The following is a 15,612-nucleotide window of genomic DNA, read 5'->3' as shown; positions in this document are numbered from 1 at the left end:
GCACCCGTGTCATGTGCAACCTAGAAGAGCGAATGCCGCGTTTGAAGTAAAATGGCCGTTGGGTCGGGACCGCTTTGGCTCAGCGCCAGTCGAGCACCACCTTGCCAGTCCGCCCCGATCGCATCGCCGCGAATCCTTGCTCGAAATCTCGGGCGGAAAAACGGTGGGTGATGACCCGGCGCACATCGAGCCCGTTCTCGAGCATGGCGATCATCTTGTACCACGTCTCGAAGATCTCGCGACCATAGACACCCTTGAGCGTGATGGCCTTGAAGACGATCCGGCTCCAGTCGACGGGCGACTTGCCCGGCGGAATTCCGAGAAGCGCGATGCGCCCGCCCATCGTCATCGCCTCGACCATCTGATCGAGCGCGGCCTGGCTTCCCGACATCTCGAGGCCCACGTCGAAGCCCTGCTTCATGCCGAGCCGTTCCGTGACGCCGCGCAGGTCGGTCTCCGCGACATTCACCGCGACCACGTCCGCGACGCTCTCGGCAAGCGCCAGACGGTCGGGGTTGATGTCGGTGACGACGACATGGCGAGCGCCCACATGGCGCGCGACGGCGGCCGCCATGATCCCGATCGGCCCCGCTCCGGTGACGAGCACGTCCTCGCCGATCAGGTCGAAGGAGAGGGCGGTATGGACCGCGTTGCCGAGTGGGTCGAGGATCGCGCCGATTTCGTCGTCGATGCCGTCGGGCAGCGGCACCGCGTTGAAGGCGGGCAGGCGCAGGTACTCCGCGAACGCGCCGGGTTCGTTCACGCCGATCCCGCGGGTCTCCGGATCGAGGTGGAATTTTCCCGCCCGGCTCTGCCGCGAGGTGCGGCCGATCAGGTGCCCCTCGCCGGAGACGCGCTGGCCGAGCGACAGGCCCTCGACGTCGCGCCCCAACTCGACGATCTCGCCTGCGAATTCATGCCCGGTGACGAGCGGCACCGGGACCGTCCGCCGCGCCCATTCGTCCCAGTTCCAGATGTGGATGTCGGTGCCGCAGATGCCGGTCTTGTTGACGCGGATAAGCACGTCGTCGGGGCCAATCTCCGGCACCGGCCGCGTCTCGCGCCAGAGCCCCTCCTCGGGCCGTGACTTCGCGAGCACCATCATCTCGTTCTCGCCCATGATCAGCCTCCGATGAGCCCGACATCGTGCCCGACCCGCGCGAACGCATCGAGGCCCGCATCGAGGTCGTCTCGGGTAAGGGCCGCGTTCATCTGCGTGCGGATCCGCGCCTTTCCCTTCGGGACGACCGGATAGAAGAAAGCCGAGACATAGACGCCCGCCGCGTCGAGCCCTTCGGCCATCTTCTGCGCGAGTTTCGCGTCGCCTGTCATTACCGGCACGATCGGATGCTCCCCCGGCAGGAGGTCGAAACCGTGCCCCGTGAGCCCCTCGCGCCAGTGCCGTGTATTCTCGAACAGCCGTTCGCGCAGGTCATCGCCCGCCTCCACGATGTCGATCGCCGCGAGGCCCGCCGCCGTGATCGCGGGCGGAAGGGCGTTCGAAAAGAGATAGGGACGTGCGCGTTGCCTGAGCACGTCGATCACCGGCTGCGGTCCGGAGACATATCCGCCGACGGCCCCCCCGAGCGCCTTGCCGAGCGTGCCCGTCAGGATGTCGGCTGACACCCCGCAATGCGCGGGCGTGCCGCGACCCGAGGGCCCCATGAAGCCCGTCGCGTGGCAATCGTCGACCATCAGCATCGCGTCGTAGCGATCCGCGAGCGCCCGGATCTCCCCGAGTTTCGCCAGATAACCGTCCATGGAGAACACGCCGTCCGTCGCGATCATCACGTGCCGCGCCCCGCCCTCGCGCGCCTCGACGAGCTTGGCCTCCAGATCCTCCATGTCGGAATTGGCGTAGCGGAACCGGCGTGCCTTGCAGAGCCTGATCCCGTCGATGATGGAGGCGTGGTTGAGCGCGTCGGACACGATCGCGTCGTCGGGACCCAGAAGCGGCTCGAAGAGCCCGCCATTCGCGTCGAAGCAGGCGGCGAAGAGGATCGCATCGTCGTGGCCGAACCACCCGGCCAGACGCCGCTCGAGCTGGCGGTGCAAATCCTGCGTGCCGCATATGAAGCGCACACTTGCCATGCCGAACCCGTTTTCCTGCATCGCCCGCGTGGCCGCGTCCACGAGGCGGGGATCGTCGGCGAGACCGAGGTAGTTGTTGGCGCAGAGGTTGAGCATGTCACGCCCGCCGACGTCGATATGCCCGCCTTGCGCACCCTCGATCTCGCGTTCGTGTTTGAGGAGGCCATCGGCCTCGATCTCCTCGAGCGTCGCGGTCAGATGGGCGAGAAAGGCGTCCGACATGATGGACTCCGTTTGGGACTTCGGAATGACATGCTAGGTTGTCCCGTAAGGAACGATCTCGGACCTCCGGCGTTCCGTGCGGCCCTCGAGTAAGGAGAAAGACCCATGATCCGACGTCCGCTTGCCGCGGCCCTGGCCGTTCTCCTTGCCCTGCCCGCCGGTGCGGAGGAGGTCGGCGATGTCGGCGTCGACTGGATCGGCAACGACATCGTCATCGAGGCCATCGCCGATCCCGACATTCCCGGCGTCACCTGCCACATCGCCTATTTCGACCGCTCCGTGATCGACCGTCTGAGCCAGGGCAACTGGTTCGAGGACCCGTCGAACGCCTCCATCGCCTGCCGTCAGACCGGGCCGATCGACGAGGCCGATCTCGAGGATATCGACCGCAGCAAGGGCGGGGAGGACGTGTTCAACACCCGCCGCTCGATCATCCTCAAGACGCTCCGGATCAAGCGCATTTACGACGAGACGAACCGGACGCTCATCTATCTCGCCCATGCCGCGGAGCTCACCGAAGGTTCGGCGAAGATGTCGATGTCCACCGTACCGCTCTACCAACCCTGAGAGGCGCTAATCCTCGGCCACGAGCCGCAGGAAGGTCGGGCCGAACCGCTCCACCTTCGCGTCCGAGAGACCCGGCCCACGAGCGAGATCCTCGATCGATGCAGGCCGCCGCTCCGCGATCCATCGAAGCGTCGGCGTGGCGCAACTCATCGGCTTGTCGGTACCTTGCGGGCCGCGCAGAAGCTCGGCCTGCGCCGCCTGCAACCGGTCGAGGAGCGCGCCTTCCGGCCGTCCGGCGAGCTTGCGACGTGCGGGATGCATCCGCTCGGCTCCGCCGGTGAGAACTTCGAGGAAGGTCGCGCCGTAGCGCTCGAGCTTGGTCGCCCCCACGCCGCCGATCCGTGCCATCTCGTCGAGCGTGGCGGGCTTCGTCTCCGCCATCTCGATCAGCGTGCGGTCGGCGAAGATGACGTAAGCCGGCACCTTCTGCGCCTCCGCGAGCGCGCGGCGCTTGGCCTTGAGCGCCGACAGGAGCGGTGCGTCCTCGTCGCTCACGAGCGCCTTCACGGCCGGGCCCTCCGGCGTCCTGGCCAGATCCAGGCGAAGCTCGATCCTCTCTTCGCCGCGCAGGATCGGACGCGCGGCATGGGTCATGCGGAGGGCGCCGTGGCGGGTGGGATCGGGCCGCACGAGGTCGCGCCCCATCATCTGTCGAAAGATCGCCTGCCAGTGCCGCTTGTCGTGCTCCCGCCCGACGCCGAAGGTCGGCAGCTTGTCGTGGCCGCGTTCCCGGACCTTGTCGGTGACCCGGCCCGTCAGCACGTCGACGAGGTGTCCGGTGCCGAAATATTCCCCGGTCCTGAGCATCGCGGAAAGTGCCATTCGTACCGCTTCGGTCCCGTCGAACGTCTCGGGCGGCCGGGCGCAGAGGTCGCAATTGCCGCAGGGCTCCGATGCCTCGCCGAAATAGGCGAGGAGCTGCCGGCGGCGGCACCCCATCGCCTCGGCAAGGCCCAGGAGCGCGTTCAGCCTCCCGTGATCGGCATCCTTGCGCTCGGGCGGCGCGAGCCCCTCGTCGATCTGGCTGCGGCGCAGGCGGATGTCGTCCATGCCGTAAAGGGTCAGCGTCTCCGCCGGCGCCCCGTCGCGGCCGGCGCGGCCGATCTCCTGATAATAGCTCTCGATGCTTTTCGGGAGATCGGCGTGCGCGACCCAGCGAATGTCCGGCTTGTCCACGCCCATGCCGAAGGCGACCGTCGCGCAGACGACGAGCCCGTCCTCCCGCGCGAACCGCGACTCCACGTCGCGCCGCGCCTCCGCCTCCATCCCACCGTGATAAAAACAGGCGCTGTGTCCGGCCTCGCCCAAGCCTTGAGATAGGCTTTCAGTCTTGGCGCGCGTGCCGCAATAGACGATGCCCGACTGGCCTTTCCGCGCAGCGGCGAAGCGCAGGATCTGCCCGCGCGGCTGGTTCTTCGGCTGGAAGGCGAGGTGGATGTTCGGCCGGTCGAAGCCCTGGAGGAACATCTCGGGCTCCGACCCGCCGAAGAGCCGCGCGACGATCTCGGCCCGCGTCTCCGCGTCGGCGGTGGCGGTGAAGGCCGCGAGGGGCACGTCGAGCGCCTGCCTCAACGCCCCGATCCTGAGATAGTCGGGCCGGAAATCGTGCCCCCACTGGCTCACGCAATGCGCCTCGTCGACCGCGAGAAGCCCCACATGCGCGTCCGCGAGCATCCGTTCCATGCCGCCCGAGGCGAGACGTTCCGGTGCCATGTAGAGAAGCTTCAGCTCGCCCGCATGAAGCGCGGTCCAGACGGCCTCCGTCTCGCCCTCGGTATTGCCCGAGGTCAGCGCACCGGCGGCCACGCCCGCCTCCTGCAGCCCGCGCACCTGGTCGCGCATGAGCGCGATGAGGGGCGAGATGACGACCGTGACACCGGGTCGCATGAGGGCCGGGAGCTGGTAGCAGAGCGACTTTCCCCCGCCCGTCGGCATGATGGCGAGCGTGTCGCGACCGGACGACACCGCCGCGACGATCTCCTCCTGGCCGGGGCGAAAGGCGGCATAGCCGAAGATGCGCGAAAGGAGCGCGTGCGCCTGGTCCATACGGCCTACCGGGTCGAGATGGGACGGGGCGCAGACGGCAAGGTTCGCGCGCTCAGTAGAAGGCGGGGGCGTTGTTCATCAGGATGATCCGGAGCGCATAGACGCCGATCAACGCGACCAGGGGCGCGAGGTCGAGCCCGCCCGTCGAGGGTAGCACGCTGCGGATCGGTCCGTAGATCGGTTCGAGCAGTCGCGTCAGGCCGAACCAGATCTGCGACACGAGCGGCTGCCGCAGGTTCAGGACCTGGAAGTTGATGAGCCACGACATCACGATATGCGCGATCATGATGAACCAGACGACGTCGAGGATCAGAAGCAGGATCTGGAAGAGCGACGTCATCGGCGAGCCTTTCTCGTCATGGGATGCCCGCTATCTAATGGGGGCCGGACGTGCGGGCAAGACTTGACCGCCGGGTCGGGGCGCGGCACCCCGTGGCGCGAAGGAGTTTGGCCGATGTATCCCGTGATCCGCATGGCGAAGGAAATCGCCATTCACCGAAACGCGCCCCGCCTAGGCCTCTTCGACACGCATGTGAGCCACCATGTCTGCTGGCCGCAGGACATCGACCTCTGGGTAGAGCTTAACAACGGGCGGACGCTCACGCTCTACGATCTCGGGCGGATCGTGCTCTTCCAGCGAATCGGGGCGCGCGAGGTCATGCGGGCCCGCGGTTGGGGCGGCACCGTCGCCGGTTCGTCCATCCGGTATCGCCGCAGGGTGCGGATGTTCGACCGGATCGAGATGCGCAGCCGGATCGCCGGATGGGACGCGCGATTCCTCTATGTCGATCAGAGCATGTGGAAGGGCGAGACCTGCACCTCGCAGGTCCTCCTGCGCAGCGCGATCACCTCGAGGGCGGGACTCGTGACCATGGCGGAGGTCGAGGCGGCGTTCGACGCCAAGAGCCCACCCCTGCCTGCCTGGATCGCGGCCTGGATCGCGGCAGAGGCGGAGCGGCCCTGGCCGCCGATGCCGGCACCTGCATGACGTCCGGGAAGCGGCGGATCTGGGGCTGGTTCTTCTTCGATTGGGCGAGCCAGCCCTACAACACGCTGCTCATCACCTTCATCTTCGGGCCCTATATCCAGTCGCTGATCGGGGACGGGACCCGGGCGCAGGCGATCTGGGGCTATGGCATCGCCGCGGCGGGGATCGTCATCGCGCTCCTCGCGCCAATCCTCGGGGCGATCGCGGACCAGTCCGGGCAAAGGATGTGCTGGATCGGCCTCTTCTCGCTGCTCTACGTCGCGGGCGCGGCCTCGCTCTGGTGGGCGGCGCCCGGCTCGCTGAACCTGTGGCTCGTCATGGCGGGCTTCGCAATCGGGCTGGTTGGAATGGAGTTCGCCACGATCTTCACCAACGCGATGCTGCCCGGCCTCGCCGCACGCGAGGACCTCGGGCATGTTTCTGGAAGCGGCTGGGCGTTCGGTTACGTGGGCGGGCTGGTGGCCCTGGTGATCGTGCTCCTCTTCTTTGCCGAGGATGCGGCGACGGGCAAGACGCTCCTCGGAACAGACCCCCTGTTCGGTCTCGACCCGGATACGCGCGAGGGGACACGGTTCGTCGGCCCGCTGACCGCGCTCTGGTATGCTGTCTTCATCCTGCCGTTCTTTCTCTGGGTGCGCGATCCCGCGACCACCGGCCGCGCCGTGCCCACGGACATCCCCGGCGCGCTTCGCGGCCTCGGGCGAACGCTGCGCCGCCTGCCCGAGACACCGAGCCGCACCGCCTTCCTCGCGGCGTCGATGCTCTACCGCGACGGGCTCAACGGAACCTATGCGCTCGGCGCGATCTTCGCGGCGGGCGTACTCGACTGGTCGGTAGTCCAGACCGGGACGTTCGGGATCATCGCCGTCGTCACCGGCGCGATCTTCGCCTGGCTCGGCGGCCGGGCGGACCGGCGCTTCGGACCGAAGCCCGTCATCGTCGCGGCGATCCTCGTCCTTCTCGCAAGCGTCCTCGCGGCGATGTTCGTCTCGCGCGACGCGGTCTTCGGGATCGCGCAATCGGTGGGGGCGACCCTGCCCGACACCACCTTCATGGTGATCGGCGCGGCGATCGGCGCGGCAGGCGGTGCATTGCAGGCCGCGAGTCGCACGATGATGGTCCACCAGGCCGATCCAGAGCGGATGACCGAGGCCTTCGGTCTTTACGCCCTTGCGGGCAAAGCCACGTCCTTCCTGGCACCTCTCTCCATTGGGATCGCGACGAGCTTGACCGGATCGCAACAATGGGGGATTTCTCCGTTGATCGGACTGTTCGGCCTGGGTCTGCTTCTGCTACCCTGGGTTGAAACCGATGGAGATCAGCCGGCATGATTCTCGCGCGATCCATTGCAGCCCTGGGCCTGCTCCTCACGCTCGCCGCCTGCGGCGACGACGCATCCGACCCGATCCCCATGCCCCTCGTCGAGGTCACGCAGAGCGGCGTCGCGAAGGAACTCTTCGGCTCGAAGTCCTACGCCGCGGCGCTCCCCTCGTCCCCCTATGGTGGCTATTCCAGAGGGTGCCTCGCAGGCGGGATACAACTCCCCGAGACCGGGCCCACCTGGCAGGCGATGCGGCTCAGCCGCAATCGCAACTGGGCGCATCCCGAGACGGTCGACATGGTGCAGGATCTCTCCCGCCTGATGGCCGCCCGACCGGAAGCGAACGGCATCTACGTGGGCGACATGAGCCAGCCCCGGGGCGGACCGATGCTGACCGGCCATGCGAGCCACCAGAGCGGGCTCGACGCGGATATCTGGCTGATGCCCGCCACGCTCGGCCTCAGCCGGCCGGAGCGGGAGAACCTCTCAGCCGTGTCGATGCAGCGCAGCTCCGGCGCCTACGTCAATTCCCAATGGGGTCCGTTCCAGCACGCACTCGTCAAGGCGGCGGCGGAGGACCCCCGCGTTTCCCGTATCTTCCTCTTCCCGGGCGCCAAGGTCCGGATGTGCGCCGACGAGACCGGCGATCGAAGCTATCTCCGGAAGGTCCGGCCCTGGTGGGGGCATCACTACCATATGCATGTACGCCTGACCTGCCCGCGCGGGGCGCAGGGCTGCGAGAACCAGGAACCGCCGCCGCCCGGTGACGGATGCGCGGATGCGCAGGCCTGGGTGAACAATATCCTCAACCCGCCGCCGCCAGATCCCAACGCCGCCCCCGCACCGCCGAAACGCGATCTTCGCATGGCCGACCTGCCGCTCGCATGCCAAGCCGTCCTCGCGCGCTGATCCTCGCCTGCCTCCTCATTCTCGGTGCTCCCGCAAGGGGCGCCGAATTCGTTGGGGACTATACGTGGCGCCTGGAAGATCCGAATTTCGGTGGTTTCTCTGGCCTCGACATCGCCGCGAACGGGATCGACTTCACGGCCATCTCGGATCGCTCGAGCATCGTTTCGGGACGCCTGCTTCGCGAAGACGGCCACATCGTGGGAGCCAAGATCGGTCCGATCCTGCCACTCCTGAATACCGACGGGACGCCGATGACGACGGCGTTCGGGGATTCGGAAGGGCTCGCGGTCACGCCGGATGGGCGCATCTACGTCTCCTTCGAACATCGTGCGCGGGTCTGGTCGTACGAGACGCCGGGCGGGAAGCCCTCGCCCCTGCCGAGGCCGCGAGACTTCAACGGGCTGGGGTCCAACTCCTCCCTGGAGGCGCTCGCGATCGACGCGGACGGCGCGCTCTACACGATGCCGGAGGTCTGGCGCGACCGCGAGGCCGAGTTCCCGATCTGGCGGTTCCGAAACGGGCGCTGGACGCGGCCCTACATGGTGCCGAAGCGCGATTCCTTTCGTCCCGTCGGCGCGGATTTCGACGATCGCGGGCGGCTCTACATCCTTGAGCGGTACTTTTCCGGCCTGGGCTTCGCGAGCCGGGTGCGGCGGTTCACACTCGGTTCGGAGGGGATCGAAACGGAGGAGACGCTCCTCGAATCGCGGACGGGGCAGCACGATAACCTCGAAGGGGTCTCGGTCTGGCGTGACGGCGACGGGGGGCTGCGCGTCACCATGATCTCCGACGACAACTTCCGTTTCTTCCAGAGGACCGAATTCGTCGAGTACAGCGTGCCCGATTGAGCCGTCGGGGGCTTGTCCCGCGCCGCCTGCGGGCGTAGGAGCGCGGACGCTGCCCGCATGGGCCAAGTCTCCGGCCACCTTGTCAAAACGGACCCTCGCATGACCCGTCTTCTTCCCGGCATCCTCGCCATGGCGATCATCGTCGTGGCCTCCAACATCCTCGTTCAGGTCCTCATCGGGCAATGGCTCACCTGGGGGGCGCTCACCTATCCATTCGCCTTCCTCGTGACCGACGTCATGAACCGCCTCTACGGGCCGCAGGCCGCGCGGCGCGTCGTCTTCGCGGGTTTTGTCGTCGGCATCGCCTGCTCCCTCGTCGGCACGCAGATCGACGGCGCGTTCGGCCCGCTCGTCACCTGGCGGGTCGCGATCGGTTCGGGAACCGCGTTCCTGATGGCACAACTTCTTGATATCTCTGTCTTCGACCGCCTCAGGGGCGGGGAATGGTGGCGGGCGCCGTTCGTCTCGTCATTGCTTGGATCGGCGCTCGATACGGCGCTGTTCTTTTCCATCGCGTTCAGCGCAGCGCTCAGCTTCGTCGAGCCGGGCAACGACGTGTCGTGGGCGAACGAGACGCTGCCGCTTCTGGGGGTCGGACCGGCCGTTCCGCTCTGGGTCAGCCTCGCGGCGGCGGACTGGATGGTGAAGTTCGCCCTCGCCTTGATCGCGCTTGTACCATTTCGCGTCATCGTGAGAAGAGCGGGCCCACGGATAGCGTAATTTCTTTTGACAAACGCAAAATCTGTGCGAACTTCTACCTATCGGAAATCAAATGAAAGGAGGTGGTCCAGTGTCTAGAATGATGGTGGAGTATGAGGTCGGAACAGTCATGGGGGCCATCGCCTGAGGGCAAACCCTGAGGTGACAGAACCCTGATTGGGCGCCGCTCTAACCGGGCCCATCTCCAAAACATTCGAAGGGCTGTCGGTTTCCGGCAGCCCTTTTCGCGTTCAGGGAGGGGCGTGACCCGTACACCGGACGTACACCGGACGTACACGGCGCGTGCAGCATCGGTGCAGCGCGCGTGCGTCGGACGTACGGCTCGCGTGCACCGGACGGACATACATCGTATGCCGCGCGTACACCGAACGTATGCAAACCGGCATACGCACATCGCGCGATCCGGATCCGGGGGAGAAGGCATGGCATTGAAGATCACCCCGGCGATCACGATCGAGGATTGGGAGATCGTCGAGCAGTTCGGCACGTCCGGAGGACCGGGCGGGCAGAACGTGAACAAGGTCGCGACAGCCGTGGAGCTGCGCTTCGAGGCGGAGCGGTCCCCGAACCTGCCGCAGCCGGTCAAGATGCGGCTTCGCCGGCTCGCGGGACGGCGCTGGACGCGGGACGGCGCTCTGGTGCTTCAGGTGGCGGAGACCCGCAGCCAGGCGCGCAACCGGGAAATCGCGCGTGACCGGCTTGCCGAGCTGGTCCGCGCGGCGGCGGAGCGGCCGAAGCGGCGCATCGCGACGCGCCCCACGCTCGGCTCCAAGAAGCGGCGGCTGAAGGAGAAGAAGGTCCGCGGCGAGGTCAAGGCGATGCGGGGGCGCGTCGATCCCGGCAGCCGGGACGCCTAGCCCGCCGGCTCGAGCGGCATGACGAAGGTGAAGGTCGTTTTCCCGCCGTCGGATTCGGCGATCAGTTCGCCGCCATGGGCACGTGCGATCTGCGAGCTGATATAGAGACCGAGGCCCAGACCGTTCTGGCTCGACCGATCGCCGCGCACGAAGGGCTGGAACAGGGAGGTCAGCATCTCGGGCGTCACCGGATCGCCGGAATTCTCCACCGAGATGTGGAGCGCGGCCTCGTCGGTACGGCCGCGGACCAGGATCGGGGTTTCCAGCGTCCCGTGGGTGACCGCGTTGCTCAAAAGGTTCGAGACGAGCTGGCCGACCCGCTGCGGATCGCAATCAATGCGCCGGTCGAGATCGAGATCGACCTCCACCTCATGGGGGGAGACCGCGCGGATCTCCGAGGCGACATCCTCGATCACCTCGGAGAGATTCACGTCCCGGCGCCGGACCGCGACGATCCCCTCGCCCATCCGGCCACGGGCGAAATCGAGCAGGTTGTCGATGATCTTGTTGGCCCTGAGGACCGTGCGCTTCATCTCCGGCAGCATGTCGTGGGCCGGACCCTCGGGCATCTGCCGCTCCATCAGCCGCAGACCGGCCCCGAGCGCCGCGATCGGGTTGCGCAGGTCATGCCCGACGATCGCGATGAACTCCTCCCGGAGTTTTGCCGTCTCGCGTTCGAAGGAAAGGGCGTCATTGCTCTGTTCGAGCATCTCGGACGTGTCGATCTGGGCGCCGACGAGTTGTGCGCAGAGCTTGAACAATCCCACCACACGGGCCGGATCGTCCTTAATCGGCTGCAGACCGATCGCGCAGAGTGTCCCGAAGAACTCTCCGGAAGCGCGGACGATCGGCACCGAGATGTAGCTCCGGAACCCGTAACGCTTCGGCGTCGGATGATCGCAATAGACCGCGTCGGTCTCTACGTCCTGGATCACGACGAGCCGCTCGGCGGTTCGCACTTCCTTGCAGATCGTCGATTCCACGTCGAGCTCGTCGCCCGGCCGCAGGCCGAATTCGATGTCGTCGCGCGACGCGCAGGTGATCCAGCGATCCTCCGTGACGCGGGCGATAGCGGTGAACCCCATGCCGGTCGCCTGCGCACAGACGTCCAGGATCAGCGGCACCTGCTCCATGAACTGGATCCGCTGGATGTCCTGGTCGAAGAATTCCGTTTCGTCGAGGTTCATGGGTATCTAAACAATTCGTTCTCGAAAGCGATCAGGTCCGGTTCTTTCAGTCTATCACAGGCGGTGCAGGGCGCCAAAGCGTCGCACGACCGGCTTGTAGGCGTACTCAAGGCCATGCAGAAGTCACGGGGCAAACGGAGGGGATCATGGTCGACATCGCCACACGCGTCTGGAATCACCGTTGGAAGATCGACCCGATCGTCAGATCGCTGATCGATACGGATTTCTACAAGCTTCTCATGTGTCAGTCGGTCTTTCGCCGGAAGCCAGAAGCGCAGGTCACCTTTTCCCTCATCAACCGCACCACGTCCATACCGCTGGCCCGGCTGATTGACGAAGGTGAATTGCGCGAGCAGCTCGACCATATCCGGTCTCTCAGTCTCAGCCGCGGCGAAAGCACCTGGATGCGCGGCAATACGTTCTATGGCAAGCGGCAGATGTTCACGCCCGGATTCATGGACTGGTTCGAGGCGCTGCGCCTACCGCCCTACGAACTCGAGCGCAAGGGCGACCAGTACGAGCTGACCTTCGAGGGGTCGTGGCCGGAGGTGATGCTGTGGGAGATCCCCGCGCTCGCCGTGCTGATGGAGCTGCGCGGGCGCGCCGTGCTCGATACGATGGACCGCTTCGAGCTGCAGATCCTCTATGCGCGCGCGATGACGAAGCTCTGGGAGAAGGTGGAGGTCCTGCGCGGGATCGACGGGCTCCGCATCGCGGATTTCGGGACCCGACGGCGGCATTCGTTCCTGTGGCAGGATTGGTGCGTGCAGGCGATGCAGGAGGGGCTCGGCTCCGCCTTCACCGGCACGTCGAACTGCCTCATCGCCAAGAATCGCGACATGGAGGCGATCGGGACGAACGCGCACGAATTGCCGATGGTCTATTCCGCGCTCGCCCGCGACGACGAGAGCCTGCGCCGCGCGCCCTACGACGTGCTGTCGGACTGGCATGAGGAGCACGAGGGCAACCTGCGCATCATCCTGCCCGACACCTACGGCACGGAGGGGTTTCTCGAAGGGGCGCCCGACTGGCTCGCGGGCTGGACCGGGATCCGCATCGATTCGGGCGACCCGGCCAAGGGTGCGGAGCGGGCGATCGCGTGGTGGAAGGCGCGGGGCGAGGATCCGCGCGAGAAGCTGGTGATTTTCTCCGACGGGCTCGACGTGGAGAAGATCGGGGAGCTGCACGCGCAATTCGCGGGGCGGGTCCGGGTCTCCTTCGGCTGGGGCACCCTTCTGACGAACGATTTCCGTGGCCTCGTGGCGGGCGACCGGCTCGCGCCCTTCTCCCTCGTCTGCAAGGCCGTCGCCGCCGACGGGCACCCGACGGTGAAGCTCAGCGACAATCCCGAGAAGGCGATGGGGCCCGCGGCGGAGGTCGAACGCTACAAGCGGGTCTTCGGCGTCGGCGCGCAGGAGCGGCTGGAGGTCGTGGTCTGAGCGGCGTTCAGGAGAGGCCGTAGAGCGCGATGTCGCGGGCGTAGATCGCCGCGATCCGGGCCGACAGCGCTTCGTCGAGCACGTCCGAGAGCGGAAAGGGCCGCTCGGGGGGCGCGGGTTCGTAGCGGGCCTCCCGCCCCATCCGCGCGGCGAGGGCGGGCAGCGCCGTCTCGAGCTCCTCCTCCCTCAGGACGAGGTCGGGCGCGCGGCGGTCGGAGATCGCGCGGAGCCGCTCCGACTGCTCCGCGAGGGCGGGATCGACGCCCATGCTGGTCCGCCCGGCGAGATTGGCCTCCGCCACATCGAGGAAGGCCGCGAAGGCCTGCCGGTGCGCCGCGAGGTCCCAGTCGGGACCGGGCGGGCCATCGGGCAGCGGGACGCCGAAGCTTTCGCGCAGGATCTCGCGGAACCGCCCGCCCTCCGGGTTAAGGAGATGGTGGCAGAAGACGGAGTGGACGCGCCGCGCGGGGGACCGCAGCACGGTGAAGGCGAGATGGCCGGGACGGGCCGCCGTCCACTCCCCGAGCGCGGTGCGATCCTCTCCGGTCTCGAGGTCCTTGGGCCGGATGCCGTCGAGCGCGGCGAGCCAGGCGCGGATCCGGCCCGACGGGCCACCCGCCACGGGCAGATAGACGAGGGGCGTGCGCGGGGGCGCGACGAAGCGGACCGGCGCCTCGGGGCGCGGGCGGGGCGTTTCCGCCATCCGCTCCAGGCCGAAGCGGTCGAGACGGCCGAGGGCCGCGAGCATCTCCTCGTAATTCGTCACGCGCTCGGAGAGGGCCTCGGGGTTCTGCACCCGGCTGCGGGTCTCGAACCGCTCCACCCGGGCCTCGAGCCCGAGGAAGCGCGCGATGCCGTTCAAGACGGCCGGATCGCCCGCCTCCTCGTAGGAGAGGCGGAAGGCGGCCTGGCCGCTTTCCTTGAGCGCACGATCGATCCCGGACCGGAACTCCGCGTGGCGGTCGAGATAGGCGGCGAAGGCGTCGGGGTCGAAGGCCACGCGGGCGCTGCGTTTCTCCGCGCCTTCCTTGAGGCGCCATTGCCGCGTGGCGCGGGCGATCTCGAGGCTCACGAAGCTGTCGAGCGGGTTGCGGGTAAGGATGATCTTGGCGCAGGAGCGGTCGGCGAGGCAGCGGTCGAGCACGCGCGGATCGTGGCCGGGGAAGAACCGGAAGCCCGGAATGCCGTCACTCGCCCCCGCGAGCGCGTCGAGGAGGCGGGCGGGATCGGCCTCCCGCTCCGCGAGCGTGACGCCGGCGAGTTGCTTGCGGCCGGCGCTGCCGACGAAATGGGGATTGAAGGCCTCTCCCCAGCAGGTGAGGCCGGGGATCTGGCGCAGGTTCGCCTCGAGAAAGTTCGATCCCGTTCGCATCGCCGCGATCAGGATGAAGCTGGTGACGTCGCCCATGATCAGGCCCGGGCGATCACTGGTCGTAATGCCCGTTCTGGTGCCACCGCCAGGCATCGGCGATCATCGTGTCGAGATCGGAGCGCGCGGGCGTCCAGCCGAGTTCCGAGCGGGCGCGAGAGGAGCCGGAGACGAGCGCCGTGGCGTCGCCCGGACGCCGCTCCCCCTCGACGATGGGCACTTCCCGGTTCGTGACCGCGGCGGAGCGCCGTATCACCTCCCGCACGGAGAAGCCGGAGCCCGTGCCGAGATTGAAGGCGCGGCTCTCTCCCCCGTCCTCCAGCCACTTGAGGCCGCGGACATGCGCGTCGATGAGGTCCATGACGTGGACGTAGTCGCGGATGCAGGTGCCGTCGGGCGTGGGATAGTCGCTCCCGTAGACGGTGAGCGCGGGCCGCTTGCCGTCGATCGCGTCGAGCATGAGCGGGATCAGGTGCGATTCGGGGCGGTGATGCTCGCCCACGTCGCCCTCCGGCGAGGCGCCCGCGACGTTGAAGTAGCGGAAGATCACCGAGCGGAGCCCGTGGGTGGCGCCGAAATTCGCGAGCATCTCCTCGACCGCGCGTTTCGAGGCGCCATAGGCGTTGATGGGCTTCTGCACCGTCTCCTCGTCGAGGACGACGCCGTCCTGATCGCCGTAGGTCGCGCAGGTGGAGGAGAAGACGAAACGGTCGCAGCCCGCGTCGAGCGCGGCCTCGATGAGGTTGAGCGAGCCGCCGACGTTGACGCGCCAGTACTCACCGGGCTCCTTCATCGACCGGCCCACGTCGGAGAGCGCGGCGAAATGCATGATCGCCGCCGGACGATGCTCCGCGAAGGCGCGGTCGAGGGCCGGGCGGTCGAGGAGGTCGACCTCCACCAGCGGGCCGAACTTCACCGCGTCGCGCCAGCCGAGCGAGAGGTTGTCGACCGCCACGGGGGTATAGCCCGCCTGTGCCAGCATCTTGCAGGCATGCGACCCGATATAGCCGGCGCCGCCGGTGACGAAGATCGTGGTCATCGGCGGCTC

General features: G+C 67.4%; 15 protein-coding genes. 8 read left to right on the top strand and 7 right to left on the bottom strand.

What is annotated here, in order from left to right:
• Positions 1-79 precede the first annotated feature (79 nt).
• Positions 80-1,120, bottom strand: coding sequence for an L-threonine 3-dehydrogenase (tdh, locus tag LX81_RS03555; RefSeq protein WP_111535907.1), 1,041 nt, complete (start codon positions 1,118-1,120; stop codon positions 80-82).
• 2 nt (positions 1,121-1,122) lie between these two features.
• Positions 1,123-2,313 carry a glycine C-acetyltransferase gene (locus LX81_RS03550; protein ID WP_111535906.1) on the bottom strand — a complete coding sequence of 397 codons (1,191 nt, stop codon included), beginning with the start codon at positions 2,311-2,313 and terminating at the stop codon, positions 1,123-1,125.
• A gap of 105 nt (positions 2,314-2,418) precedes the next feature.
• Between LX81_RS03550 and LX81_RS03545 the strand changes: the two genes are divergently transcribed.
• Positions 2,419-2,880, top strand: a complete 462-nt coding sequence (locus tag LX81_RS03545; RefSeq protein WP_111535905.1) for a CreA family protein — start codon at positions 2,419-2,421, stop codon at positions 2,878-2,880.
• Between the two features lie 6 nt (positions 2,881-2,886).
• On the opposite strand, the gene recQ is transcribed toward LX81_RS03545, so the two are convergent.
• A complete protein-coding gene (recQ, locus tag LX81_RS03540; protein WP_111535904.1) occupies positions 2,887-4,926 on the bottom strand; it encodes a DNA helicase RecQ in 2,040 nt (679 codons plus the stop codon).
• 52 nt (positions 4,927-4,978) lie between these two features.
• A complete protein-coding gene (locus LX81_RS03535) occupies positions 4,979-5,266 on the bottom strand; it encodes a YggT family protein (RefSeq protein WP_111535903.1) in 288 nt (95 codons plus the stop codon).
• 114 nt (positions 5,267-5,380) lie between these two features.
• Between LX81_RS03535 and LX81_RS03530 the strand changes: the two genes are divergently transcribed.
• The 6 genes from LX81_RS03530 to arfB all read left to right on the top strand — a co-directional run bounded on the left by LX81_RS03530 (position 5,381) and on the right by arfB (position 10,569).
• Positions 5,381-5,914 carry an acyl-CoA thioesterase gene (locus LX81_RS03530; RefSeq protein WP_111535902.1) on the top strand — a complete coding sequence of 178 codons (534 nt, stop codon included), beginning with the start codon at positions 5,381-5,383 and terminating at the stop codon, positions 5,912-5,914.
• Entirely contained in the window at positions 5,911-7,245 is a 1,335-nt protein-coding gene (locus tag LX81_RS03525) for an MFS transporter (RefSeq protein WP_111535901.1), read from the top strand. The genes LX81_RS03530 and LX81_RS03525 overlap by 4 nt, the downstream gene beginning before the upstream one ends.
• The gene (gene mepA / locus LX81_RS03520) at positions 7,242-8,144 is read left to right on the top strand and encodes a penicillin-insensitive murein endopeptidase (protein ID WP_111535900.1); all 903 of its coding nucleotides are present in this window, start codon (positions 7,242-7,244) and stop codon (positions 8,142-8,144) included. The genes LX81_RS03525 and mepA overlap by 4 nt, the downstream gene beginning before the upstream one ends.
• Positions 8,120-8,992, top strand: a complete 873-nt coding sequence (locus LX81_RS03515) for an esterase-like activity of phytase family protein (RefSeq protein ID WP_111535899.1) — start codon at positions 8,120-8,122, stop codon at positions 8,990-8,992. The genes mepA and LX81_RS03515 overlap by 25 nt, the downstream gene beginning before the upstream one ends.
• A gap of 99 nt (positions 8,993-9,091) precedes the next feature.
• Positions 9,092-9,712, top strand: a complete 621-nt coding sequence (locus LX81_RS03510; RefSeq protein WP_111535898.1) for a queuosine precursor transporter — start codon at positions 9,092-9,094, stop codon at positions 9,710-9,712.
• Between the two features lie 422 nt (positions 9,713-10,134).
• Complete coding sequence (arfB, locus tag LX81_RS03505; protein WP_111535897.1) at positions 10,135-10,569, top strand: alternative ribosome rescue aminoacyl-tRNA hydrolase ArfB; 435 nt, start codon at positions 10,135-10,137, stop codon at positions 10,567-10,569.
• On the opposite strand, the gene LX81_RS03500 is transcribed toward arfB, so the two are convergent.
• On the bottom strand, positions 10,566-11,756 hold the full coding sequence (locus tag LX81_RS03500; protein ID WP_211322700.1) for a GAF domain-containing sensor histidine kinase: 1,191 nt from the start codon (positions 11,754-11,756) through the stop codon (positions 10,566-10,568). The genes arfB and LX81_RS03500 overlap by 4 nt on opposite strands.
• 146 nt (positions 11,757-11,902) lie before the next feature.
• Between LX81_RS03500 and pncB the strand changes: the two genes are divergently transcribed.
• Complete coding sequence (pncB, locus tag LX81_RS03495; protein WP_111535896.1) at positions 11,903-13,195, top strand: nicotinate phosphoribosyltransferase; 1,293 nt, start codon at positions 11,903-11,905, stop codon at positions 13,193-13,195.
• A gap of 7 nt (positions 13,196-13,202) precedes the next feature.
• On the opposite strand, the gene LX81_RS03490 is transcribed toward pncB, so the two are convergent.
• Both LX81_RS03490 and galE read right to left on the bottom strand, forming a co-directional pair.
• Positions 13,203-14,603, bottom strand: coding sequence for a sulfotransferase family protein (locus LX81_RS03490; RefSeq protein ID WP_111535895.1), 1,401 nt, complete (start codon positions 14,601-14,603; stop codon positions 13,203-13,205).
• 16 nt (positions 14,604-14,619) lie between these two features.
• Positions 14,620-15,603 carry a UDP-glucose 4-epimerase GalE gene (galE, locus tag LX81_RS03485; protein ID WP_111535894.1) on the bottom strand — a complete coding sequence of 328 codons (984 nt, stop codon included), beginning with the start codon at positions 15,601-15,603 and terminating at the stop codon, positions 14,620-14,622.
• Positions 15,604-15,612 lie beyond the last annotated feature (9 nt).

The organism is Palleronia aestuarii, from assembly GCF_003253995.1.
In the GTDB taxonomy this organism is placed as follows: Bacteria; Pseudomonadota; Alphaproteobacteria; order Rhodobacterales; family Rhodobacteraceae; genus Palleronia; species Palleronia aestuarii.
Note: the sequence above shows the minus strand (reverse complement) of the source record. Positions and strands in the feature narration are given on the sequence as shown.

Bases quoted from the DNA above. Each gene is read 5' to 3' on its own strand.
- LX81_RS03545 (WP_111535905.1), top strand. From the start codon at position 2,419: ATGATCCGACGTCCGCTTGCCGCGGCCCTGGCCGTTCTCCTTGCCCTG.
- mepA (WP_111535900.1), top strand. From the start codon at position 7,242: ATGATTCTCGCGCGATCCATTGCAGCCCTGGGCCTGCTCCTCACGCTC.
- galE (WP_111535894.1), bottom strand. From the start codon at position 15,603: ATGACCACGATCTTCGTCACCGGCGGCGCCGGCTATATCGGGTCGCAT.
- pncB (WP_111535896.1), top strand. From the start codon at position 11,903: ATGGTCGACATCGCCACACGCGTCTGGAATCACCGTTGGAAGATCGAC.
- LX81_RS03535 (WP_111535903.1), bottom strand. From the start codon at position 5,266: ATGACGTCGCTCTTCCAGATCCTGCTTCTGATCCTCGACGTCGTCTGG.
- arfB (WP_111535897.1), top strand. From the start codon at position 10,135: ATGGCATTGAAGATCACCCCGGCGATCACGATCGAGGATTGGGAGATC.
- LX81_RS03550 (WP_111535906.1), bottom strand. From the start codon at position 2,313: ATGTCGGACGCCTTTCTCGCCCATCTGACCGCGACGCTCGAGGAGATC.
- LX81_RS03515 (WP_111535899.1), top strand. From the start codon at position 8,120: ATGCCAAGCCGTCCTCGCGCGCTGATCCTCGCCTGCCTCCTCATTCTC.
- tdh (WP_111535907.1), bottom strand. From the start codon at position 1,120: ATGGGCGAGAACGAGATGATGGTGCTCGCGAAGTCACGGCCCGAGGAG.
- LX81_RS03510 (WP_111535898.1), top strand. From the start codon at position 9,092: ATGACCCGTCTTCTTCCCGGCATCCTCGCCATGGCGATCATCGTCGTG.
- LX81_RS03530 (WP_111535902.1), top strand. From the start codon at position 5,381: ATGTATCCCGTGATCCGCATGGCGAAGGAAATCGCCATTCACCGAAAC.
- LX81_RS03490 (WP_111535895.1), bottom strand. From the start codon at position 14,603: ATGGGCGACGTCACCAGCTTCATCCTGATCGCGGCGATGCGAACGGGA.
- LX81_RS03525 (WP_111535901.1), top strand. From the start codon at position 5,911: ATGACGTCCGGGAAGCGGCGGATCTGGGGCTGGTTCTTCTTCGATTGG.
- recQ (WP_111535904.1), bottom strand. From the start codon at position 4,926: ATGGACCAGGCGCACGCGCTCCTTTCGCGCATCTTCGGCTATGCCGCC.
- LX81_RS03500 (WP_211322700.1), bottom strand. From the start codon at position 11,756: ATGAACCTCGACGAAACGGAATTCTTCGACCAGGACATCCAGCGGATC.